Source organism: Asanoa sp. NPDC049475 (assembly GCF_040676915.1).
Lineage (GTDB): Bacteria > Actinomycetota > Actinomycetes > Mycobacteriales > Micromonosporaceae > Asanoa.
Genome location: NZ_JBFAPY010000005.1, coordinates 501,854 through 524,039, shown reverse-complemented (window position 1 = coordinate 524,039; position 22,186 = coordinate 501,854). Strand labels below are relative to the sequence as shown.

Below are 22,186 nucleotides of genomic sequence, written 5' to 3'. Positions count from 1 at the left end.
CTGACCTGGGGGAGGAAGGACGCACAACCCCATGCACGTCTCCACCGGAGCGCGCCACGTGGCCACCGCCATGTCCGCCGCGCTGCTGCTGACCGTCGCCGCCTGCCAACAGGGCACGCCGCCGCAGGACACCGACACCGGCACCGCCACGGGCGTTACCCGTCTGTACGGCACCGATGGCAACATGATCAACACTTTCGGTGACGAGTTCCCGAACCAGGCCGGCCTGCTCGCCGGGATGAAGGGCACCACTCCGCTCACCCCGCTCACGGACGACTTCAAGTCGCGGCTGAACGCCGTGCACCCCGACCTGACCGACTACCTGTTCGCGGGCGAGACCTACGACGCCGTCGTGATCAGCGCGCTCGCCGCCGAGCAGGCTGGCAGCAACGAGCCGCGCGCGATCGCCCGCCAGATCAACTCGATCACCACCGGCGGCACCGAGTGCACGGCTGTGGCCGACTGCCTCGCGCTCGCCCGCGCGGGCACCGATCTCAACTACCGGGGCATCTCGCTGACCCGCGGCGGGTTCACCGACGCCGGCGAGCCGTCCACCGCCAGCTACGCAACGCTCCACTTCGGACCCGAGGACAAGCTCGACGACAGCAAGACGGAGTACGTCGGCGCGGGCGACGAGTCGGCCACCACGACGAAGAAGCCGCCGCGGGCCGAGTCGGACCGCAGCGCCGAGGCGCTGAAGATCGGCGGTCTGCTGCCGGAGACCGGCGACCTGGCACTCGCCAACCCGCCCATGGAGGCCGGCGCCGCGCTCGCGATCCACGAGCTGAACGAGGCCGGCGGCGTCTTCGACAAGGACGTGGAGTGGGTGCCCGGCGACGACGGCACCAACTCGGACGTCGCGAAGCGGACCGTGGCCGCGCACGTCGCCGCCAAGGTCAGCGTGATCATCGGGGCCGGCGCGTCGAGCATCTCCCGCGACGTGCTGCCCGACGTCGTCAAGGCCGGGCTGATCCTGTTCTCGCCCTGCAACACCGACGCCGGCCTCACCACCGTCGACGACAAGGGCCTGTTCTTCCGCACCTCGCCGTCCGACATCCTCCAGGGCCGTGCGCTGGCGGACGTCATTCTGCGCGACGGCCCGCACAAGATCGCGATTGTGGCCCGTGCCGACTCGTACGGGTCCGGCTTGCGGGACAACGTCATTTCCGAGTTGACGAAGGCCGGCTTCCCGGCCGGCAACGTCGAGACGCTCGACTACGAGCCGCCGACTCCCGGTGCTCCGGACATCGACTTCGCCGCCGGCGCCGGTCAGATCAAGTCCACCAGCCCGGACGGCGTGCTCCTCATCGGGTTCGGCGAGTCCGCACAGATCATCAAGGCGCTGGCGAAGGCCGGCGTACAGATCTATCACGGAAACTGACCAAACGTGTGGCGTATGGGCGGCATCGCGGAATCGCGATGCCGCCCTTACGCTTTTCCAAAGCGTTTAGCGCCCGTCGCGACGGCAACGGTGACCGCCAATACGGCATTCGTCGCGGCCGAGAACGGCACCCGATCCGTGCCCCCGCACCACCGCCGGAGGTGGTGAGCAGGGCCCGGTCACACCCCTCGATCCACGGCCTGAGCCGTGCCTTGCGCGATCTTCGTATACAACATACGCTCCGACAATCGTCGATATAGGAGCCCGTCATGACGAACTTTTCGCGTGCGATCGGTCGGGCCGCCGTCGGTGCGGTTGCGGTCGTCTGCACGCTCACGGCCTGCTCACCCGTGTCTGAAAACGGCGGATCGGACGAGCAGAAGCCTTCGCGGACCCAGGATTCCTTCGGATCGCCGGCCAACCCGGACGAAGTCAAGCAGGGCGGCAAGCTGACCGTCGCGCTGTCGGCCGAGCCTGACCGCCTCGACCCGTCCCTGTCCCGGAGCCTCTACTCGCGCTACGTCTTCCAGGCCATGTGCGAGAAGCTGTACGACGTCAACGAGAAGGCGCAGGTCGTGCCGCAGTTGGCCACCGACCTGCCGACCGTCAGCCCCGACGGCAAGACCGTCACCATCAAGGTGCGGCAGGGCGTGAAGTTCGCCGACGGCACCGAGTTCAACGCGGCGGCCGTGAAAACCACGCTCGAACGGCACCTGACCCTGCCGGAGTCGGCGCGCAAGAGCGAGCTCGGGCCGATCGACAAGGTCGACGCTCCCGACGCGCAGACCGTCGTCATCAACCTCAAGACCCCGTTCGCACCGCTGCTGGGCGCGCTGGCCGACCGCGCCGGCATGATCATGAGTCCGGCCGCGCTCCAGAGCCTGGGCGCCAACTTCGCCTCCGCCCCGGTCTGCGTGGGTCCGTTCAAGTTCGAGAAGCGGGTGCCGCAGAGCTCGATCGACGTCGTACGCGACTCGAACTACTACGCCGCCGACAAGGTGCACCTCGACGGCATCTCGTGGCGCATCCTGACCGACGCCAGCATCCGTGCCGCGAACCTGCGGGCCGGCGACGCCGAGATCGCCGACAGCGTCTCCACCCAGGACGTCGACGCCCTGCGCAAGGAGTCCGCGCTGACGGTGCTCCAGTCGCCGTCGCTGGGCTACCAGGGCATCACCATCAACGTCGGCAACGTCGACGGCGTCGGCACCCCGCCGAAGCCCATCGACCGCCCGATCGCCAAGGACGCGAAGGTGCGGCAGGCGTTCGAATACGCGATCGACCGCAAGGCCCTCGTCGACGCGGTCTTCAACGGGATCCCGACGCCGGCGTGCGGCCCGATCTCACCGGCGAGCGTGTTCTCGTCGGACGAGGCGCAGAAGTGCCGTGAGCACGACCCCGCGAAGGCCAAGCAACTCCTTCAGGAAGCCGGCGTGCAGGCTCCGTACACCATCAAGATGTTGGTCTCGAACAGCCCCGACACGCTGCGCCTCGCGCAGGCGCTGCAGTCGATGGTCAAGGACGGTGGCTTCACCATCGAGATCAGCCCGGTCGAGTACTCCTCGCTGCTCGACGAGCAGGACCGCGGCAACTTCGAGATCCTCCAGCTCGGTTGGAGCGGCCGCATCGACCCCGACGCCAACATGGTGAACTTCGTGGGCACCGGCGGCAGCCAGAACGTCGGCGGCAGCAGCAACCCCGCGCTCGACGCGGTCCTCGACCAGGCCCGGCAGTCGACCGACATCGACGAGCGCAAGAAGCTGTACGGGCAGGCGGTGACCCTGTTGCAGCAGGACAACCCGCTGATCTACCTCTACCGGCAGGCCAACCTGACGGCGTTCTCCGACAAGGTGAAGGGCGTGCAGGTCTATCCCGACGGCGTCATCCGGGCGGCCTTCGCCGGCTTCGCCAAGTAGGTTCCCGCAATGGCCAGGTACCTGCTGACCCGTGCGTGGCACTCCGCGCTGACCCTGGTATTGGCGTCGGTGGTGGTGTTCCTCGGCATCCGTGCGCTGCCGGGCGACCCCGCGCTCGCGCTGGCCGGTGAGGACCGCTCGCCGGAGGCACTGGCGGCCATCCGCGCGGAGTACGGGCTGGACCGGCCGGTGCTGGTCCAGTTCGGACACTACGTGGAGCGGATGGTCCAGGGCGACTTCGGCACCTCGATCCGCACGGGCATCCCGGTGTCGGACATGCTCCGCACCGCGCTGCCGGTCACGATCGAGCTGTCGGTGCTGGCCATTGTGATCGCGGCCGCGCTGGGCGTCGGCGCGGGGGTGGTCGCGGCCGTGCGCCGCGGCCGCCCGGCCGAGTGGGCGGCCAACTTCCTGGCCCTCGTCGGCCTGTCCGTGCCGCACTTCTGGCTCGGCCTGCTCGCGATCCTCTACCTGTCGGTGGCGACCGGGCTGTTCCCGGCCTCCGGCTTCGTGCCGTTCTTCGAGGACCCGGTGGGCAACCTGCACCACATCATCCTGCCGGCGCTGATCCTCGGCACCGGCCTGGCCGCGATCATCATGCGGCAGACCCGGTCGGCGATGCTCGACTCGCTCTCGGCCGACTACGTGCGCACCGCCAAGGCAAAAGGACTCTCACCCCGGGCCGTGATCGGCCGGCACGCCCTGCGCAACAGTCTCATCGTGGTCGTCACGATCGTCGGCCTCCAGCTCGGCGGCCTCATCTCAGGGGCGGTCGTGACCGAGCAGATCTTCGGGCTGCCGGGCTTCGGCAAGATGACGATCGACGCGGTGTTCCAACGGGACTACCCGGTGATCCAGGCGGTCGTGCTGTTGACCGCGACGGCGTACATTGTGATCAACTTCCTGGTCGACCTGGTGTACTCGCTCATCGACCCACGCATCCGAGTGGCGGGTGACGCGGCATGACTGTACTTACCGTGCCCGAGGCCGAGACGAATCCGAGCCTGACCCGGCGTACGCGGGTGTTCCGGCGCCTGCGGCGCAACCCGCTGGCCGTCATCAGCTTCGTGGTCCTCGCGATCGCGGTGGCGGTCGCCCTGCTGGCACCGTGGATCGCGCCGCACGCGGTCGAGGACACCGACTTCGGCAGTATCTTCTCGCCGCCGGGCACACCGGGGCACCTGCTCGGCACCGACGACCTGGGCCGCGACGTGTTGTCCCGCATCATGTACGGCGCCCGGGCGTCGCTGGAGGTGGGGCTGCTCGCGGTCCTCACGGCCCTCGTCATCGGCGTGCCGCTCGGCCTGGCCGCCGGCTACTTCCGCACCCTGGACGCCATCATCGGCCGGTTCACCGACCTGCTGCTGGCATTCCCGTTCCTCATCCTCGCGGTGGGGTTGGCGGCGATCCGGGGAGCCAGCCTCGGCAACGCGGCAGTGGCGATCGGCATCGCCCAGATTCCCGGCGTCATCCGCGTCATCCGCTCCGACACCCTGCGGCTCAAGTCGTTGGACTTCGTGGCCGCGGCGGTGGTCGACGGCGCCAGCGACCTGTGGGTGCTGTCGCGACACATCCTGCCCAACGCCACCTCGGTCATCCTGGTGCAGGCCACGGTGGCGCTGCCGGCGGCGATCCTCGGCGAGGCGGTGCTGTCGTTCCTGGGCCTCGGCATCCAGCCACCCGATCCCAGCCTGGGCACGATGCTGGCGACGGCACAGCAGTTCGCGGCCCGCGCCCCGTGGGCGGCGACCCTGCCAGGCCTGGTCATCATGATCCTCGCGTTGACGTTCAACGTGTTCGGCGACGCCCTGCGCGACGCGCTCGACCCGAAGGGCGACCGATGACAGCGATCCTGGAGGTCGCTGACCTGACCGTGTCGTTCGAAACCGAGAGCGGCACCGTCTCCGCGGTCGACCACGTGAGCCTGGACCTGGCACCCGGCGAGATCGTCGGCGTCGTGGGTGAGTCGGGCTGCGGGAAGAGCGTGACGGCGATGAGCCTTGCCGGTCTGCTGCCGCACAGCGCCCGCGTCACCGGCTCGGTCCGCCTCCGGGGGACCGAGCTCATCGGAGCCCCCGAAGCTTCCCTTCGGCGCGTACGCGGCAAAGAGCTCGCCTATGTCTTCCAAGAGCCGATGACCTCGCTGAACCCGGTGCTCACGGTCGGGCGGCAGATCGGCGAGGTGCTCCAGGTGCACGAGCGGCTCTCCCGCAGGCAGGCCAGGGCGCGGGCGGTCGAGCTCCTGTCGCTGGTCGGCATCCCGTCGGCGGCGCGCCGCGTCGACAACTACCCACACCAGCTTTCCGGCGGCATGCGTCAGCGCGTGATGATCGCGATGGCGGTGGCCTGCGACCCGACGGTGCTGGTGGCCGACGAGCCGACGACCGCGCTCGACGTCACCGTGCAGGCGGGGATCCTCGAGGTGCTGCGGGACCTGCGCGACCGGCTCGGCACGAGCATCCTCGTCATCACCCACGACCTGGGTGTGATCGCCGACATCGCGGACCGGGTCGTCGTCATGTACGCCGGGCGGGTCGTCGAGCGCGCACCGGTGACGTCGTTGTTCGCGCGACCGCGGCACCAGTACACGCACGGGCTGTTGAACGCCTCCCCCGTACCAGGGCGGCACGCCGGCACCGAACGGCTGCAGGAGATCCCCGGGTTGGTGCCCGTGCTGACCACTCAGCCGGACGCGTGCACGTTCGCCGAACGTTGCCCCGCCGCCGACGAGACGTGCCGCGGGTCGGCCCCGCCGCTGGCCCCCATCGGCGAGCCGGACCACCTGGTGGCGTGCTGGCATCCTGTGGAGGTTCCGTGACGAACGCGCTCGAGATCTCAGACCTCGTCATGCATTTCGGGCCGGTGCGGGCGGTCGACGGCGTGTCGCTGACGATCCCGCGCGGCGGTGTGACCGCTCTGGTCGGCGAGAGCGGCTCCGGGAAGTCGACGGTCGGCCGTTGCGTGGTGCGCCTGCTGAAGCCGACCAGCGGCACCGTGCGGATCGGCGGGGTCGACGTGACGGGGTTGAACCGGCGCCAACTGCGGCCGCATCGCAGCGCGGTGTCGATCGTCTTCCAGGACCCGGCGGGATCGCTGGACCCGCGGATGCTCGTCGGCGACGTGGTGGCCGAGCCGTTGCGGCTGTCGGCGTCGCGGGTGTCCCGGGTCGGGCGGGAGCGGCGGGTGGCCGAGTCGCTCGGCCAGGTGGGGCTGCGCGCGGAGGTCGCCCGCCGCTATCCGCACGAGCTCTCCGGCGGTCAGCGGCAGCGGGTGAGCATCGCCCGGGCGCTGATCTCCAGGCCGTCCCTGCTGATCGCCGACGAGCCGACGAGCGCGCTGGACGTGTCCGTGCAGGCGTCGGTGCTCAACCTGCTCGCCGACCTCCAGCGGGACATCGGATTCGCCTGCCTGTTCATCACGCACAACCTCTCCGCGGTGGAATACCTGGCGGACGAGATCGCCGTCATGTACCTCGGCCAGCTCATGGAGAAGGGTCCTCGTTCGCAGATCTTCTCGGAGCCGGCGCACCCGTACACGCAGGCTCTGCTCGCCGCCGCACCGGTCGCGGACCCGGTGCGGCAACGGGCCCGCACGCCGGTGCTGCTCGGCGACGACCTGCCCTCCGCGCTCGACCCGCCGTCCGGCTGCCGGTTCCGGACGCGGTGTCCCCTCGCCTTCGACACGTGCGCGACCGAGGTGCCGCCGCACGTGAAGATCGGTAATGGAGAGGCGGCGTGTCACCTCGTGCAGGCGGACGGGACACGCCCTGATGTGCGCACGGGAGCTCAGGAATGACGTTCACGACCAGGCCCACCTTGCAGGGTACGTTCGGAATGGTGTCGTCGACCCACTGGCTGGCCAGCCAGTCGGCGATGCGCATGCTCGAACTCGGCGGCAACGCGTTCGACGCCGCGGTGACCGCCGGCTTCGTGCTGCACGTGGTCGAGCCGCACCTGAACGGCCCTGGTGGCGAGGTGCCGGCGATCGTGGCGACGGCGGCCGACCCGCGTCCACGCGTCCTGTGTGGACAGGGCGTGGCGCCGGCCGGGGCCACCATCGGGCATTTCCGTTCGCTCGGGTTGGACCTGGTTCCCGGGTCGGGGCCGCTCGCCGCCACGGTGCCGGGCGCCGTCGACGCGTGGCTGTTGCTGCTGCGCGACCACGGCACGTTGTCGTTGCGGGAGGTGCTGACACCGGCGATCGAGTACGCGACCGCCGGGCATCCGCTGGTCCCCCGCGTCGCCGACACCGTGGCGGCGGTGCGCTCGCTGTTCGAGGAGCACTGGCCGACGTCGGCGGAGCTGTGGTTGCGGCCGTTGGGCGGTCTGTTCACCAACCCGGCGTACGGGGGGACGCTGGCCCGGCTGGTGCGGTCCGCCGAGGTGGCCTCCGGTGACCGGCAGGCGCAGATCGAAGCGGCCCGCCACACGTGGCGCGAAGGCTTCGTGGCGGAGGCGATCGACCGGTTCGCCCGCCTGCCGCATCGGGACTCGAGCGGGCGTCCACACGCCGGTGTGCTGACGGGGGCCGACCTGGCCGGCTGGTCCGCGTCCTGGGAAGAGCCGGTCACGCTGGACTGGCACGGGCACACGGTGGCGAAGACCGGGCCGTGGGGCCAGGGACCGGTGCTGCTGCAGACACTGTCCATCCTGGACGCCGCCGGCGAGGTCTACGACCCTTCGACCGCGCATGGCATCCACACGCAGGCCGAGGCGCTCAAGCTGGCATTCGCGGACCGTGAGGCCTGGTACGGCGACACCGGCGACGTGCCGCTCAAGCTCCTGCTGTCGCGCGACTACGCGGTGGAGCGGGCGGCGCTGATCGGCGACCGGGCCGCGCTGGACCTGCGCCCCGGCTCACCGGGCAGCGCGGCTCCTCATCTGCCCGGCTACGTCTCGCGGGGTTCCGGCGGAGTTGCCGCACCGGACCCGACCACTGGCGAACCGACGGTGGGCTCCAACGGGGTGACCCGAGGCGACACCTGCCACGTCGACGTGGTGGACCGCTGGGGCAACATGATCTCGGCTACTCCCAGTGGAGGGTGGCTGCAGAGCTCGCCGACGGTTCCGGAGCTTGGATTCCCGCTGGGGAGCCGACTGCAGATGTTCTGGCTGGAGGAGGGTCTGCCGTCGTCGCTGGCACCCGGGCGCCGACCGCGGACGACCCTGAGCCCGACGATGGTCTATCGGGACGAGGAGCCGGTGCTGGCGTGCGGTACGCCGGGCGGGGACCAGCAGGACCAGTGGCAGCTGCTGTTCCTGCTCCGCCACCTGGCCGGCGACCAGACGTTGCAGGAGGCGATCGACGCGCCGATGTGGCACACGACCAGCTTCCCGTCGTCGTTCCACCCACGCGAGACGGAGCCGGGCGTGCTGGTGGTCGAGGACCGCGTGCCGCCGTCGGTCCGCGAGGAGCTCGGCGCCCTCGGCCACGACGTGCGGGTGTCGGACCCGTGGAGCCTGGGGCGGATGTGCGCGGTCACCAGGGATCCGGCCACCGGCGTGCTCGCCGCGGGCGCGAACCCGCGGGGCATGCAGGGGTATGCGGTCGGCCGCTAGACGGCGGCCAGGCTGAAATCGCTTCGCCCGCGCTTACCTCGTCCGATACGTTCAGGTCATCGGTTTCAGGTGAGGAAAGGTGCCGTCATGGCTTGCCGGGTCAGTGAGCTCGTGCTCGATTGCCGCGAGCCCGAGGCGTTGGCGCGGTTCTGGTGCGAGGTCCTGGACTTTGTCGTGCTCGGTCGCGAGCCCGACGGCTCGGTCGAGATCGGGCCACGTGGAGGGTTCGGCGGTGGTCAGCCGACGATCGTCCTCAGCCGCAGCGACGCACCGGAGACCGGGAAATCTCGGCTGCACATCGACGTCAACGCCACCGACCGCGACCAGGACGCCGAACTCGAACGCTTGTTGGGACTCGGTGCACGTCCGGCCGATGTGGGCCAGACCGGTCAGGAGCCATGGCACGTCCTGTCCGATCCCGAGGGCAACGTGTTCTGCCTGCTCAAGGCCCGCATCGACCCGCTCTGAGCCGGCGCGGGCGCGCCGTGCGGCCGGGCGGCGCCTGGGTCCGTCGCAGCCCGGCCACAGCTACGAGACCGTGCCTAGGCACGGCCTTCTGTCGTGGTTTCGCGGGCCGCGGCTGAGGCCGCTCCCACGTGGGCCAGGGCTACGGACTCGGCTACGTCTCCGTTGCCCGACTCGATCGCGTCCACCAGTTTGATGTGCTCGTCCCACGAGTGCGGCGCGCGTACCTCGGCGGTCAGTTGGAAGACCCACTGCACGTGCAGGTAGAGGGCCTTCGCGATCGAGGCCAGCCACGGGTTTCCGCTGATCTCCAGGATCTGCAGGTGCAGGGCGCTGTTGAGCTCGGCCACCCGGCGCAGGTTCTGGGCTTCCGTCGCCTCGCGGGCCTGTTCCAGGACCGCTCTCAGACTCGTCACGTCCGTTGGGGTCGCCCGCTCCGCCGCCAGCCGCGCGGCCAGCGGCTCCAGGCGCTCGCGTACCGCGAAGATGTCGTGGATCGTCGCACTGCTCGGGGAGGCGACCACCGCTCCCCTGCGCGGGAGGATGACCACGAAGCCTTCCGCCTCGGCCACGCGCAGGGCCTCGCGGACCGGGTTGCGGGAGACGCCGAAGTCCTCCGCCAAGCGGTCCTCGGTCAGCCGCTCGCCGGGGGGATAGTCGCCGCTGATGATTCCCTTGCGAAGAGCAGCGAGCACCTGGTCGCGCAACGGCAGGTGCTGAGCGCCGATCTTGGCCGGTAGGTCCGTGTCCACCCGACCGCCTTTCACAATGACGTCAAGCGGTAATTGTATACGAAGAACAATCAATGAACCGGAGCGCCGCTCCCCCGCCGCCCGGGTCGTACGCCAGGCCGTCCGTGTCCGTGAACTCGCCCAGCCGAGCCAGCGCGCGGTCCGGAGCGGTCGCGTCGTGGAGCGAGACCAGGAAGCCGGTGAACGTGAGCCACGCCTCGGCGCGGACCGGATCGACGCCGAGTCGGTCGAGGTCGCCGGAGACCTCGGCGACGACCCGCAGCGAACGACCGCGTTGCTCGACCAGGTCCAGCGCGACCGCGTCGAAGCGGTGGTGCACGTAGTGGTAGACGCTCGACTCCGCCGGGTCCGCGAAGCTCGCGCTCGTCACCCGCTGTCCGGCGACCTGGCGCCAGCTCTTCGCCGGCACAGGAAGCCACTCGACCGTGAGGCTGAGCGGGTCGTCCTCGACGTCCGCGAAAGCGAAGTCGAAGCACCACGTCAGGCGCGGCGGCAGGCCGACGGACGGGTTGTCGAACAGCAGCCCGTGCCACTCGCCGCCTTCGGCGGGCAGGAAGTCCTCGATCCGAAGGCTCTCGTCTGGCTCCACATCAGCGAGTGTGCATGGAGCCGCGTGGCCGGCGGCTTCCGGTGGTCGGGTGGGCGATCTCGCCGAACGGGCTGTCGGGATGGCCGCCAAGATGTCCGAAGGTCATCCTTTCTGCCGCGTCTGAGTACGCGCACGGATGTGGCCGGCCGCAGCTCCTGGCAGGTTCGAGCGCATGGCTGGGCAGGGTGGGTCGCGGTGGACGCCGTTCGGGTTGGGTGTCGCCGTCGCGCTCGGGTGGTACGTGACGGTCGTCGCGGCGGTGTTCGTCGGTAGCTCCGGGATTCCGGCCGCACCCGACCGCGACTGCAACGTGATCTTCAGCTGCATGGCGCCGCACGAAGAGCTCATCCTGATTCTGATCGTCGGCGCGCCCGTCCTGGCCGGGCTGCTGGTCTGCACGCTGGTCGTCGCCGGCCTGCTGGCCCGCGTCTCCCGCTCGTCGATCCTCATCGGCACGCTGTCGGCGCTCGGCAGCCTGGCCGTCGTCGGCATGGTCGCCCTCGTCTGGCAGGGGGCGCGATGAGGCGCGCCGGGCTCGGGGCGCTGCTGCTCACCTGGCTCTACGGGGTGCCGTTCCTGCTGGTCGTGGGGTTCGTCCGGCGCACCTCGAAGCCCTACATGGAGACGCACGCCCAGGCGCGGGCGTTCGGCGCGACCACCGACACGGTCCTGGTCACCGCGCTGGTGCTCAACGTGGCCCTCCCCGCGGCAGGGATGCTGCTCGCCGTGCTCCTGCGCGATGCCGCCTGGACGCGCCAGTTCGCATGGGCGCTCGGTGGCATGGCGCTGATCTACCTGGCCGTCTCGCTCGCCGCGGACGCGGCCACCGCGCCGTTGATCGGCTGGACCCCGGCCGACCAGGAGCCCGCGCCCGCCGTCACGCGATGCATCCCGATCAGCGGCGGCCGGGGCTGCCCCGGTGGCTAGAGCAGGCTGGTCAGCGTGCTCTCGTAGGCGGGGCGGTCGCTCTCCGGTGTGCGCGCCGCGGCGTAGCTCAGCACCACGACGCCCGCGCGGTGGGTGTCCGGGCCGGCAAGCCGCTCCGCGCTCTGCTCGTCGGGGAACACGTAGACCGAGATCGCGTCCGTCGTGACGAGCTCGGAGCAGCCAAGCTCGGCGCAATTGCCGGAGTTGTCGCGCGGTGACGGCACCGGCAGGCCGGCGGCGGCGAACGCGTCGACGACGTCCTGGGCACTCGGCGCGCCGTCGGCGCGCGGCAGGATCTGAACCGTGGCGGCCGCCGGCGACGGCCCAGGGGTGTCGGTGTCGCTCGAACACCCGGCCACAGCGAGCACGAGCACGGCCGCGAGGCCGGCAAGACGTCGTTTCACCTGCGCATTCTGCGGCGGGCACCGGGTCTCGGCGGTCATGACGCGCGTGATCCGCCCGACGCTGTCGGGTTGCCGTCAAACGACCACAAAATGCCGTGGCGGATCTTGAGTTCTAGGCTTTGACCATGCCGAACACACCAATGCCGGAGCGGGTCGTCGAGCTTCTGCGTCAGCCCAACCCCGCGGTCATGGCCACGGTCGCCGCGGACGGACGTCCGGTCACCGTTGCCACCTGGTACCTGCTCGAGGACGACGGCCGCGTCCTGCTCGGTCTCGACGCGAAGCGCGCGCGGCTCAAGCACCTGCACGCCGACCCCCGGGTCTCGCTGACCGTCCTGGCCCGCGACGACTGGTACACGCACGTCAGCCTGCAGGGGCGGGTCGTCGACATCTCCGACGACGAGGGACTGCGGGGCATCGACCGCCTGGCCACGCATTACACCGGCCGCCCGTACGCGGACCGGGAGCGTCCGCGCGTGACCGCGCTCGTCGAGATCGACCGCTGGCACGGCTGGGGTGAGCTCCGGGACGCGTAGCCGCAGGCCGCGGGACGATCGACACCTTCGGCGGCGGTGACTGGTCGCGGTGGCCTGTTGACGCATCGACCCGGTTCGTTCACAGTGGCGGACGCCGATCGGGAGGTGCGGATGCCGGTGGTCGACACGGACCTGACCAGTTTGGCCACCGCCGCGCGCGGTGGGGACCGGCACGCACTCGACGAGCTCTCCGCGCGGGTGCTGCCGCTGGTCTACACGGTCGTCGCCCGCGCGTTGCCCGGGGATCCCGATCTTGACGACGTCGTGCAGGACGTGATGCTGCGGGCCGTTCGCGACCTGCCGACGTTGCGCGAGCCGGGCCAGTTCCGGGCCTGGCTCATGGCCATCGCGGTGCGTCAGGTCAGCACCCACCTGCACCGGCGGCAGGTGGCGGGCGCGCGCGTCGCGCCGCTGGACGACGCGGTCGACGTGCCGCTCCAGGACCCGACGATGCTGCACGCGGTGCTGTCCGAGCAGCGCCGCCAGGTGGCCCGGGCCGCGCAGTGGCTCGACCCGGCCGACCGGATGCTGCTCTCGCTGTGGTGGCTCGAGCAGGTCGGCCACCTGACGCGGCAGGAGCTCGCCGAGGCGATCGGTGCGCGCGGCGCGCACGTGCGGGTCCGGCTCCAGCGGATGCGCGACCAACTCGAGCTGAGCCGCTCGGTGGTCGCCGCCCTGGCGGCGGGCTGCCCCAGGCTGGACGCGGCCCGCTCCGGCTGGAACGGCGAGCCGAGCCCGCTGTGGCGCAAGCGGCTGGCCCGGCACATCCGGGACTGCGCCACCTGTCAGCAGGCCGGGGTCGGTCAGGTCCCCATGGAGCGGTTGCTCGACCACGCCCTGCTCCCGGTGCCGGTGGCCGTGGCGGCCGCGGTGATCGGCGAGGGCCGACCCGCCGGCGCCGCCAAGGCATCGCTGTTCGCCAAGGCGGTATCGGCCCTCGGAGCCCACCCCGCCGTCTCCGTGTCGACCGTCGCGGGGTTGCTGGCGGTTGTCGTCGCCCTCGCGGTTCCGTGGTCACCGGAGACGCCGCCGCCCGCGCCGGCGGCGGTGACCGCGCTCCCGCTCGGACCCGCCGCGCTGGAGGCGGTCAACCAGCCCGGGCAGTTCGCGGCGACGAGCCGGACCCTCGGCGTCGTGGAGAAGGTCGACGCGACCAGCGACGAGACCGTGCGGCGGCGGGCGACGTTCGTGGTCACGGCCGGAGTCGCGAACTCCCAGTGCTCGACGCTGCGGACCGCGGACGGCGGCTACCTGCGGCACCAGTCGTGGCGGCTGCGCGCGAGCCTCGACGAGGACACGCCGCTCTTCCGCGGCGATGCCACCTTCTGCGTACGCCCGGGGGCCGCTCCCGACTCGGTGTCGTTGGAGGCGTCGAACTATCCCGGCTGGTACCTGCGGCACCGCGGCGGCCAGCTGTGGGTCGACCGGGACGACGGAAGTGCGGCCTTCTGGGCGGACAGCTCCTTCTTCGTGCGTCCGCCCTGGGCTCCGTAACAGAAAAATCGCGACGACTTTTCGTTACGGCAGCGCTCCCAAAATAGTCCCGACCCAGCCGCCGATACGCCTCTTGAAACTTTCCGAAACCATCTGGCAACATCGGTGCCACTCGATGTGAACGGTCTATCCCCCGAACCAAAACTGGACCTTGACGCTGCCCGACATCGAATGTGAGCGCTAACATGACAATGCCCCGATTGCTTCGTCGTGCCCTCTCGGCGGTCGGCGCCGGCGTGCTGGCAGCCGGCCTCCTGGTCGGGCTGAGCGCCCACAGTGCGGCCGCGGCCACCGTCGACACCACCGCCTGGTACGTCCTCGTCAACCGCACCAGCGGCAAGGCCCTCGACGTCTACAACCTGGCCACCAACGACGGCGCCCGGATCACCCAGTGGACCCGCAACGACGGCAACCAGCAGCAGTGGCAGTTCGTCGACTCCGGCGACGGCTACTACCGGCTCAAGTCGCGGCATTCGGGCAAGGTCCTCGACGTCTCCAACCGGTCGACGGCGGACGGCGCCGCGATCATCCAGTGGACCGACGGCAACGGCACCAACCAGCAGTTCCGCCTCGCCGACTCGGACAGCGGCTACGTGCGCCTGATCGCCCGGCACAGCGGCAAGGCCGTCGAGGTGCAGAACGCCTCGACCGCCGACGGCGCCAACGTCGTGCAGTACACGGACTGGGGTGGCGCCAACCAGCAGTGGCAGCTCGTGCGGATCGGGACGGGCGGCGGTGGCACCGGCACCTACAACAACCCCGTGGTCTGGCAGGACTTCGCCGACGGCGACATCATCCGGGTCGGTGACGCCTACTACTACTCGGCGTCCACCATGCACTACTCCCCCGGCGCACCGATCCTGCGGTCGTACGACCTGGTCAACTGGGAGTACGCCGGCCACTCGGTGCCCAGCCTCGACTTCGGGTCCAACGCCTACAACCTCAGTGGCGGCCGGGCGTACGTGAAGGGCATCTGGGCCTCGACCCTCAACTTCCGGCGCAGCAACTCCACCTACTACTGGCTGGGCTGCGTCGAGTTCAACCGCACGTACGTCTACACGGCCGCGGCGGTCGACGGCACGTGGCAGAAGCGCGCGCAGATCAACAACTGCTACTACGACGCCGGGCTGCTGATCGACGACAACGACACGATGTACGTGGCCTACGGCAACACCACGATCAGCGTGGCCCAGCTCGCCTCCGACGGGCTCAGCCAGGTGCGCAGCCAGCAGGTGTTCCAGACCCCGTCCAGCGTCGGCACGCTCGAGGGTGCGCGCTTCTACAAGCGCAACGGCAGCTACTACATCTGGCTGACCCGACCCGCCAACGGCCAGTACGTGCTCAAGTCGAGCAGCCCGTTCGGCCCGTACGAGATGCGCCAGGTGCTGTTGAACATGCCCGGCCCCATCTCCGGCGGCGGCGTCCCCCACCAGGGCGGGCTCGTGCAGACCCAGAACGGCGACTGGTACTACATGTCCTTCGTCGACGCGTACCCCGGCGGACGGGTTCCCGCCCTCGCGCCGATCTCGTGGAGCTCCGACGGGTGGCCCACCATCCAGACGGTCAACGGCGCCTGGGGCAGCACCTATCCCAAGCCGAACATCCCGGCCTCGGGCCGCACCGTGCAACCGATGATCGGAGCCGACACCTTCGGCAGCGCGACGCTCGGCCACCGGTGGGAGTGGAACCACAACCCCGACAACAGCCGGTGGTCGGCGGGCAGTGGGCTGCGGCTGCAGACCGCGACGGTCACCAACGACCTGTACAACGCCCGCAACACCCTGACACACCGCATCCAGGGACCCTCGTCCACCGCGACGATCGAGCTCGACTACTCGACCATGGCCAACGGCGACCGGGCGGGCCTCGCGATGCTGCGCGACTCGTCGGCCTGGATCGGCGTGCGGCGCGACAACGGCGCCACCCGTGTGGTCATGACGAACAACCTGACGATGAACAGCAGCTGGGCCACCACGAGCACCGGCACCGAACAGGCCGGCGCGGCGGTGTCGGGCGGCCGGATCTGGTTGAGGGTGAACGCCGACATCAGACCCGGGTCCGGCCGGCAGGCACGGTTCTCCTACAGCACCGACGGCAGCACGTACACGAGCCTGGGGCCGGCCTTCACGCTCAACAACGCCTGGCAGTTCTTCATGGGCTACCGGTTCGCGATGTTCAACTACGCGACCCAGGCGCTCGGCGGCGCCGTGACCGTGCGCCGCTTCGACCTCACCACTCCCTGAACCCGGACGGAGGAATCACGATGAGACGGACCTGGTGGTCGGTCGCACTGGCCATGGCGTTGCTGATCATCGGCGTTCCGGGGACCGCCGAGGCCGCGAGCACGCTCGGCGCCTCCGCCGCCGAGAAGGGCCGCTACTTCGGTGCCGCGATCGCGGCCGGCCGCTTGGGCGACAGCACGTACGTGGGGATCCTCAACCGCGAGTTCAACAGCGTCACGCCCGAGAACGAGATGAAGTGGTCCTACACCGAGCCGCAGCAGGGCAGCTTCAGCTACGCCAGTGCCGACCGGATCGTCAACCACGCGCGCTCGCAGGGGATGGCGGTACGCGGCCACACCCTGCTGTGGCACGCCCAGCAACCCGGCTGGGCGCAGAACCTGTCCGGCAGCGCTTTGCGCAACGCGATGAACAACCACGTCACCCAGGTCGCCACGTACTATCGCGGCAAGATCCACTCCTGGGACGTGGTGAACGAGGCGTTCGCCGACGGCAGCGGCGGCGGCCGGCGTGACTCCAACCTCCAGCGCACCGGCAACGACTGGATCGAAGTCGCGTTCCGCCTGGCCCGCGCCGCCGACCCGAACGCCAAGCTCTGCTACAACGACTACAACACCGACGGCATCAACGCGAAGTCGACCGGCATCTACAACATGGTCCGCGACTTCAAGTCCCGCGGCGTGCCCATCGACTGCGTCGGCTTCCAGTCGCACCTGACCAACTCGGCCCCGAGCGACTACCAGGCCAACCTGCAGCGCTTCGCCGACCTCGGCGTCGACGTGCAGATCACCGAGCTCGACATCTCCGGGTCCAACCAGGCCAACGCCTATGCCGCTGTCACCCGCGCCTGTCTGGCCGTGACCCGCTGCAACGGGATCACCGTCTGGGGCATCCGGGACACCGACTCCTGGCGCACCGGCCAGAACCCGCTGCTGTTCGACGGCAACGGCAACAAGAAGGCCGCCTACGACGCGGTGCTCAACGCCCTCAACGCGGGCACCGGCAACCCGTCGGGACCGGTCGACACCTCCGCCTGGTACGTGCTGGTCAACCGCAACAGCGGCAAGGCGCTCGACGTCTACGGCCTGGCGACCAACGACGGCGCCCGGATCACGCAGTGGGCACGCAACAACGGCAACAACCAGCAGTGGCAGTTCGTCGACTCGGGCAGCGGCTACTACCGGGTCCGGTCCCGGCTGTCCGGCAAGGTGCTCGACGTCTACAACTTCTCGACTGCCGACGGGGCCGCGATCGTGCAGTGGGCCGACGGCAACGGCACGAACCAGCAGTTCCGGGTGGCCGACTCCAGCGGCTACGTGCGGCTGGTCAGTCGGCACAGCGGCAAGGCGGTCGAGGTGCAGGGGGCGTCGACGGCCGACGGCGCCAACGTGGTGCAGTACGCCGACTGGGGCGGCGCGAACCAGCAGTGGCAGCTCGTACGAGTCGGATAAGGAGAACGCGATGAGTGTCCAAGATGGAGTGCGACGGCGGTGGTGGCTGCCGCGGGTCCTCGCCGCCGGCGTGACGGCGGTGCTGGTCGGCGCCGTCGCCGCGACCGTGGTGGCGGCGCCCGCCACGGCCGCGACGGTCGACACGAGCGCCTGGTACGTGCTGGTCAACCGCAACAGCGGCAAGGCGCTGGACGTCTACAACCTGGCCACGAACGACGGTGCGCGGATCGTGCAGTGGGCGCGGAACAACGGCAACCAGCAGCAGTGGCAGTTCGTCGACTCCGGCGGCGGCTACTACCGGCTCAGGTCGCGGCTGTCGGGGAAGGTGCTCGACGTCTACAACCGGTCGACCGCGAACGGTGGCGCGATCGTGCAATGGGCCGACAACAACGGCACCAACCAGCAGTTCCGGCTGGCCGACTCCGACAGTGGCTACGTCCGGCTGATCAACCGGAACAGCAACAAGGTCGTGGAGGTGCAGGGCGCCTCGACCGCTGACGGTGGCAGCATCGTCCAGTACGACGACTGGAACGGCGCCAACCAGCAGTGGCAGCTCGTCCGCGTCGACGGCGGCGGCAACCCGACCACCCCGCCACCCGGCGGATCGTGCGGGCTTCCGTCCACGTACCGCTGGTCGTCGACCGGCGCTCTGGCGCAGCCGAAGTCGGGTTGGGTGTCGCTCAAGGACTTCACCTACGCCCCGTACAACGGCCGGCACCTGGTCTACGCGACGACCCACAACACCGGGACCTCGTGGGGCTCGATGAACTTCAGCCTCTTCTCGAACTGGTCCGAGATGGGCTCGGCCACCCAGAACACGATGTCCAACTCGACTGTCGCGCCGTCGCTGTTCTACTTCGCGCCCAGGAACATCTGGGTGCTCGCGTACCAGTGGGGCGGTCCCGCCTTCTCCTACCGGACCTCCAGCGACCCCACCAACCCGAACGGCTGGTCGGCTGCGCAGACGCTCTTCACCGGCAGCATCTCCAACTCGGGCACCGGCCCGATCGACCAGGCGCTCATCGGTGACAGCTCGAACATGTACCTGTTCTTCGCGGGCGACAACGGCCGGATCTACCGCGCCAGCATGCCGATCGGGAACTTCCCGGGCAGCTTCGGGTCGAACTACACGACGATCATGACCGACTCGACGAACAACCTGTTCGAGGCCGTGCAGGTCTACAAGCTCCAGGGCGAGACCCGCTACCTCATGATCGTCGAGGCGATCGGCTCGCAGGGTCGCTACTTCCGCTCCTTCACGGCCACCAGCCTGGGCGGATCGTGGACCCCGCAGGCCACGTCCGAGAGCAACCCGTTCGCCGGCAAGGCCAACAGCGGGGCCACGTGGACCAACGACATCAGCCACGGCGAGCTGATCCGCAGCAACGCCGACCAGACCATGACCATCGACACCTGCAACCTGCAGTTCCTCTACCAGGGCCGCTCCCCCAACTCCGGCGGCGACTACGGCCTGCTCCCCTACCGGCCGGGTCTGCTGACCCTGCAGCGCTGAACGGAGTCTCCATGCCCATCACCCGTCGCGGCCTGCTCCAAGCGACGGTCCTCTCGGCCACCGGCGGCGCGGTCCTCACCGCGCCGCCGGCGGCGGCCGCCGTCGTGGCGCCGGCCCGTGCGGACCTCGGTGTCTCCGCCTACCCCTTCGACCTCGGGCAGGTGCGGCTGACCAGCGGGCGCCTCCTCGACAACCAGAACCGGACGCTGACCTACCTGCGCTTCGTCGACGTCGACCGCCTGCTCTACGTCTTCCGCGCCAACCACCGGCTCTCGACCAACGGGGCGGCGGCCAACGGCGGCTGGGACGCGCCCAGCTTCCCGTTCCGCAGCCACATGCAGGGGCACTTCCTCACGGCCTGGGCGCAGGCGTACGCCGTGCTCGGCGACACCACCTGCCGCGACAAGGCCGCGTACATGGTCGCGGAGCTCGCCAGGTGCCAGGCCAACAACTCCGCGGCCGGGTTCGCCGCCGGATACCTGTCCGGGTTCCCGGAGTCCGACTTCACGGCCTTGGAGGCGCGCACGCTCTCCAACGGGAACGTGCCGTACTACTGCGTCCACAAGACCATGGCCGGCCTGCTCGACGTCTGGCGCTACGCCGGCAACACGCAGGCACGGTCGGTGCTGCTGGCGCTGGCGGCCTGGGTCGACACCCGCACCGCCCGGCTCTCGTCGAGCCAGCTCCAGGCGATGCTCGGCACCGAGTTCGGCGGCATGAACGCGGTGCTGACCGACCTCTACCAGCAGACCGGCGACAGTCGTTGGCTCACCACGGCTCAGCGGTTCGACCACGCCGCCGTGTTCAACCCGCTGGCGTCGGGCCAGGACCAGCTGAACGGGCTGCACGCCAACACCCAGGTGCCCAAGTGGGTCGGCGCGGCGCGCGAGTACAAGGCGACCGGCACCACCCGCTACCGCGACATCGCCACCAACGCCTGGAACATCACGGTCGGAGCGCACACGTACGCGATCGGTGGCAACAGCCAGGCCGAGCATTTCCGCGCGCCGAACGCGATCGCCGGCTATCTCGCCAACGACACCTGCGAGCACTGCAACACGTACAACATGCTGAAGTTGACCCGGGAGCTGTGGCTGCTGGATCCTTCGCGGGCCGCCTACTTCGACTACTACGAGCGCGCCCTGCTCAACCACCTGGTCGGCGCCCAGAACCCCGCCGACAGCCACGGCCACGTCACCTACTTCACCCCGCTGCGGCCGGGTGGGCGCAAGGGGGTCGGGCCGGCCTGGGGTGGCGGCACGTGGAGCACCGACTATTCGTCGTTCTGGTGCTGCCAGGGCTCGGGCATCGAGACGAACACCAAACTGATGGACTCGATCTACTTCTACAACGGGACCACGCTGACCGTGAACCTGTTCGCCCCGTCGGTGCTGACCTGGTCGCAGCGCGGGATCACGGTCACCCAGACCACGAGCTATCCCGCGAGCGACACGACGACGCTCACGCTGGCCGGGTCTATGAGCGGGACCTGGACGATTCGGGTACGCATCCCGGCGTGGACCAGTGGCGCGAGCATCAGTGTCAACGGCGTGGCGCAGAACGTCGCCGTCAGCCCGGGCAGCTATGCGGCGGTCACCCGGGCGTGGGCGTCAGGGGACGTGATGACGGTCCGGCTGCCGATGAGGGTGACGACGGTGCCCGCCAACGACAACGCCGGGCTGGCGGCGGTCACGTACGGGCCGGTCGTGCTGTGCGGCAACTACGGCAACAGCACAGTCAGCGCGGCGCCGTCGTTGACGGTGTCGTCGGTCGCCAGGACGAGCTCGTCCGCGCTCACGTTCACCGCGAGCGCCAACGGCTCGACGGTCAACCTCGGCCCGTTCCACGACGCGTTCGGCTACAACTACGTCGTCTACTGGAACACCGGCGGCGGCGCGGCGAGCCATCGGCTCGTGAACGCCGGCACGGGGCTCGTGTTGGGAATCCAGAACATGTCGACGGCGGACGGGGGGCTCGCTCTGCAGTGGGGCGACACGGGGACGGCGGACCACAACTGGGTCGTCCTCACCGACGGCGACGCGGTCCGGTTCCGCAACGTCAACAGCGGCAAGGTGCTGGGTGTGGAGAACATGTCGACGGCGGACGGCGCCCGCGTCCTGCAATGGGCCGACAACGGCACCGCCGACCACCGCTGGCAACTGCTGAGCAACGGCGACGGCACGTACCGGATCCGAAACGTCAACAGCGGCAAGCTCCTGGGCATCCGAGACGCCTCGACCGCCTGGGGCGCCCAGGCGGTCCAGGACTCCGACAACGGCACACCCGACAACCGCTGGCGCCTGGTGGCCAACTGACCCGTCCACCTGCCCGGGTGGGCCGCACCCCCTCCCACCCGGGTCAGGGCGGGTCGGTCAGGTCCAGGCGATGGAGCTGACCTCGTCGTCGAGCCAGCTCGGGAACGACGTACGCGAGAAGAAGAAGCCGTTGTCGTTGAACGGTCCGGTGGCGCCGACGTGCAGGAAGTGCATCGCGGCGCAGTTGGCGAAGGCGCGGAAGGACTCGATGTCGTCGTTCCAGCCCGACGGCATGCTGGCCATGGTGAACTCGACCGGGCTCAGGGCGTTGTCGCAGGTGTGCGTGCCGGTGATGGTCAGGGAGCTGCCGGCGAAGCCCTCGCCCGTGTACTCGATGCTGATCACGATGTTGCTCGCCGCGGCTGCCATCGGCGCCCTGGCCGGGGCGTCGTCGACCTTCTTCGCGAACTTCTCGTCGTTGAGCGCGGCCTTCGCGTCGAGCGGCGCGTCGGTGACCCGGCCGCCGGTCGCATTGGTGATCGCCGTCCGGAACGACGAGTAGCAGACCATTGCCGCCCCGGTCGAGGCGCTGACGACGCAGTGCCTGCCGGCGGGAGCCGCGTGCGCCGCGGTCGGCGCGAGCAGCAGGGACGCCAGAATCCCGGCGCCGACGGCGAGGTGTCGCTTGATGCCCATCTGACACTC

General features: G+C 69.9%; 20 protein-coding genes. 16 read left to right on the top strand and 4 right to left on the bottom strand.

What is annotated here, in order from left to right:
• Window positions 1-31: 31 nt before the first annotated feature.
• The 8 genes from AB0J88_RS22365 to AB0J88_RS22330 all read left to right on the top strand — a co-directional run bounded on the left by AB0J88_RS22365 (window position 32) and on the right by AB0J88_RS22330 (window position 9,323).
• A complete protein-coding gene (locus AB0J88_RS22365) occupies window positions 32-1,381 on the top strand; it encodes an ABC transporter substrate-binding protein (protein ID WP_364360811.1) in 1,350 nt (449 codons plus the stop codon).
• A 269-nt stretch (window positions 1,382-1,650) separates the two neighbouring features.
• A complete protein-coding gene (locus tag AB0J88_RS22360; RefSeq protein WP_364360813.1) occupies window positions 1,651-3,297 on the top strand; it encodes an ABC transporter substrate-binding protein in 1,647 nt (548 codons plus the stop codon).
• Window positions 3,298-3,306: 9 nt separating this feature from the next.
• Window positions 3,307-4,263, top strand: a complete 957-nt coding sequence (locus AB0J88_RS22355) for an ABC transporter permease (RefSeq protein ID WP_364360815.1) — start codon at window positions 3,307-3,309, stop codon at window positions 4,261-4,263.
• A complete protein-coding gene (locus tag AB0J88_RS22350) occupies window positions 4,260-5,141 on the top strand; it encodes an ABC transporter permease (RefSeq protein WP_364360817.1) in 882 nt (293 codons plus the stop codon). Before AB0J88_RS22355 ends, AB0J88_RS22350 begins: the two co-directional genes overlap by 4 nt.
• A complete protein-coding gene (locus AB0J88_RS22345) occupies window positions 5,138-6,115 on the top strand; it encodes an ABC transporter ATP-binding protein (RefSeq protein WP_364360819.1) in 978 nt (325 codons plus the stop codon). Before AB0J88_RS22350 ends, AB0J88_RS22345 begins: the two co-directional genes overlap by 4 nt.
• Entirely contained in the window at window positions 6,112-7,092 is a 981-nt protein-coding gene (locus AB0J88_RS22340) for an ABC transporter ATP-binding protein (RefSeq protein ID WP_364360821.1), read from the top strand. The genes AB0J88_RS22345 and AB0J88_RS22340 overlap by 4 nt, the downstream gene beginning before the upstream one ends.
• Entirely contained in the window at window positions 7,089-8,855 is a 1,767-nt protein-coding gene (locus AB0J88_RS22335) for a gamma-glutamyltransferase family protein (protein ID WP_364360823.1), read from the top strand. The genes AB0J88_RS22340 and AB0J88_RS22335 overlap by 4 nt, the downstream gene beginning before the upstream one ends.
• An 87-nt stretch (window positions 8,856-8,942) precedes the next feature.
• Window positions 8,943-9,323 carry a VOC family protein gene (locus tag AB0J88_RS22330; RefSeq protein ID WP_364360825.1) on the top strand — a complete coding sequence of 127 codons (381 nt, stop codon included), beginning with the start codon at window positions 8,943-8,945 and terminating at the stop codon, window positions 9,321-9,323.
• A gap of 74 nt (window positions 9,324-9,397) precedes the next feature.
• Here AB0J88_RS22330 and AB0J88_RS22325 read toward each other — a convergent pair whose 3' ends face one another.
• Window positions 9,398-10,072, bottom strand: coding sequence for a GntR family transcriptional regulator (locus AB0J88_RS22325; RefSeq protein ID WP_364360827.1), 675 nt, complete (start codon window positions 10,070-10,072; stop codon window positions 9,398-9,400).
• 22 nt (window positions 10,073-10,094) lie between these two features.
• Window positions 10,095-10,661, bottom strand: a complete 567-nt coding sequence (locus AB0J88_RS22320) for a hypothetical protein (RefSeq protein ID WP_364360829.1) — start codon at window positions 10,659-10,661, stop codon at window positions 10,095-10,097.
• A gap of 172 nt (window positions 10,662-10,833) precedes the next feature.
• Between AB0J88_RS22320 and AB0J88_RS22315 the strand changes: the two genes are divergently transcribed.
• Together AB0J88_RS22315 and AB0J88_RS22310 are read left to right on the top strand one after the other, a co-directional pair.
• Window positions 10,834-11,184, top strand: a complete 351-nt coding sequence (locus AB0J88_RS22315; protein WP_364360831.1) for a hypothetical protein — start codon at window positions 10,834-10,836, stop codon at window positions 11,182-11,184.
• The gene (locus AB0J88_RS22310; RefSeq protein WP_364360833.1) at window positions 11,181-11,588 is read left to right on the top strand and encodes a hypothetical protein; all 408 of its coding nucleotides are present in this window, start codon (window positions 11,181-11,183) and stop codon (window positions 11,586-11,588) included. Before AB0J88_RS22315 ends, AB0J88_RS22310 begins: the two co-directional genes overlap by 4 nt.
• Here AB0J88_RS22310 and AB0J88_RS22305 read toward each other — a convergent pair.
• Window positions 11,585-11,992, bottom strand: a complete 408-nt coding sequence (locus AB0J88_RS22305; RefSeq protein WP_364360834.1) for a hypothetical protein — start codon at window positions 11,990-11,992, stop codon at window positions 11,585-11,587. The two genes, AB0J88_RS22310 and AB0J88_RS22305, sit on opposite strands and share 4 nt — an antisense overlap.
• 125 nt (window positions 11,993-12,117) lie before the next feature.
• Between AB0J88_RS22305 and AB0J88_RS22300 the strand changes: the two genes are divergently transcribed.
• The 6 genes from AB0J88_RS22300 (at window position 12,118) to AB0J88_RS22275 (ending at window position 21,541) form a co-directional block, all read left to right on the top strand.
• Entirely contained in the window at window positions 12,118-12,528 is a 411-nt protein-coding gene (locus AB0J88_RS22300; protein WP_364360836.1) for a TIGR03618 family F420-dependent PPOX class oxidoreductase, read from the top strand.
• A gap of 57 nt (window positions 12,529-12,585) precedes the next feature.
• Window positions 12,586-14,022, top strand: coding sequence for a sigma-70 family RNA polymerase sigma factor (locus tag AB0J88_RS22295; protein WP_364360838.1), 1,437 nt, complete (start codon window positions 12,586-12,588; stop codon window positions 14,020-14,022).
• 191 nt (window positions 14,023-14,213) lie between these two features.
• Window positions 14,214-16,265, top strand: a complete 2,052-nt coding sequence (locus AB0J88_RS22290) for a family 43 glycosylhydrolase (RefSeq protein WP_364360956.1) — start codon at window positions 14,214-14,216, stop codon at window positions 16,263-16,265.
• Window positions 16,266-16,318: 53 nt separating this feature from the next.
• Window positions 16,319-17,713, top strand: coding sequence for an endo-1,4-beta-xylanase (locus AB0J88_RS22285; RefSeq protein ID WP_364360958.1), 1,395 nt, complete (start codon window positions 16,319-16,321; stop codon window positions 17,711-17,713).
• Window positions 17,714-17,723: 10 nt separating this feature from the next.
• Window positions 17,724-19,226 (top strand): non-reducing end alpha-L-arabinofuranosidase family hydrolase, encoded by a 1,503-nt coding sequence (locus AB0J88_RS22280; protein WP_364360840.1) that lies wholly within the window; start codon window positions 17,724-17,726, stop codon window positions 19,224-19,226.
• 11 nt (window positions 19,227-19,237) lie between these two features.
• Complete coding sequence (locus AB0J88_RS22275; protein ID WP_364360842.1) at window positions 19,238-21,541, top strand: beta-L-arabinofuranosidase domain-containing protein; 2,304 nt, start codon at window positions 19,238-19,240, stop codon at window positions 21,539-21,541.
• A gap of 57 nt (window positions 21,542-21,598) precedes the next feature.
• Here AB0J88_RS22275 and AB0J88_RS22270 read toward each other — a convergent pair whose 3' ends face one another.
• Window positions 21,599-22,177 (bottom strand): hypothetical protein, encoded by a 579-nt coding sequence (locus tag AB0J88_RS22270; RefSeq protein ID WP_364360844.1) that lies wholly within the window; start codon window positions 22,175-22,177, stop codon window positions 21,599-21,601.
• Window positions 22,178-22,186 lie beyond the last annotated feature (9 nt).

Excerpts from the sequence above, each read along its gene's own strand:
- AB0J88_RS22310 (WP_364360833.1), top strand. The coding sequence starts at position 11,181 with ATGAGGCGCGCCGGGCTCGGGGCGCTGCTGCTCACCTGGCTCTACGGG.
- AB0J88_RS22360 (WP_364360813.1), top strand. The coding sequence starts at position 1,651 with ATGACGAACTTTTCGCGTGCGATCGGTCGGGCCGCCGTCGGTGCGGTT.
- AB0J88_RS22270 (WP_364360844.1), bottom strand. The coding sequence starts at position 22,177 with ATGGGCATCAAGCGACACCTCGCCGTCGGCGCCGGGATTCTGGCGTCC.
- AB0J88_RS22300 (WP_364360836.1), top strand. The coding sequence starts at position 12,118 with ATGCCGAACACACCAATGCCGGAGCGGGTCGTCGAGCTTCTGCGTCAG.
- AB0J88_RS22290 (WP_364360956.1), top strand. The coding sequence starts at position 14,214 with ATGCCCCGATTGCTTCGTCGTGCCCTCTCGGCGGTCGGCGCCGGCGTG.
- AB0J88_RS22315 (WP_364360831.1), top strand. The coding sequence starts at position 10,834 with ATGGCTGGGCAGGGTGGGTCGCGGTGGACGCCGTTCGGGTTGGGTGTC.
- AB0J88_RS22355 (WP_364360815.1), top strand. The coding sequence starts at position 3,307 with ATGGCCAGGTACCTGCTGACCCGTGCGTGGCACTCCGCGCTGACCCTG.
- AB0J88_RS22330 (WP_364360825.1), top strand. The coding sequence starts at position 8,943 with ATGGCTTGCCGGGTCAGTGAGCTCGTGCTCGATTGCCGCGAGCCCGAG.
- AB0J88_RS22350 (WP_364360817.1), top strand. The coding sequence starts at position 4,260 with ATGACTGTACTTACCGTGCCCGAGGCCGAGACGAATCCGAGCCTGACC.
- AB0J88_RS22345 (WP_364360819.1), top strand. The coding sequence starts at position 5,138 with ATGACAGCGATCCTGGAGGTCGCTGACCTGACCGTGTCGTTCGAAACC.
- AB0J88_RS22280 (WP_364360840.1), top strand. The coding sequence starts at position 17,724 with ATGAGTGTCCAAGATGGAGTGCGACGGCGGTGGTGGCTGCCGCGGGTC.
- AB0J88_RS22285 (WP_364360958.1), top strand. The coding sequence starts at position 16,319 with ATGGCGTTGCTGATCATCGGCGTTCCGGGGACCGCCGAGGCCGCGAGC.
- AB0J88_RS22335 (WP_364360823.1), top strand. The coding sequence starts at position 7,089 with ATGACGTTCACGACCAGGCCCACCTTGCAGGGTACGTTCGGAATGGTG.
- AB0J88_RS22365 (WP_364360811.1), top strand. The coding sequence starts at position 32 with ATGCACGTCTCCACCGGAGCGCGCCACGTGGCCACCGCCATGTCCGCC.
- AB0J88_RS22275 (WP_364360842.1), top strand. The coding sequence starts at position 19,238 with ATGCCCATCACCCGTCGCGGCCTGCTCCAAGCGACGGTCCTCTCGGCC.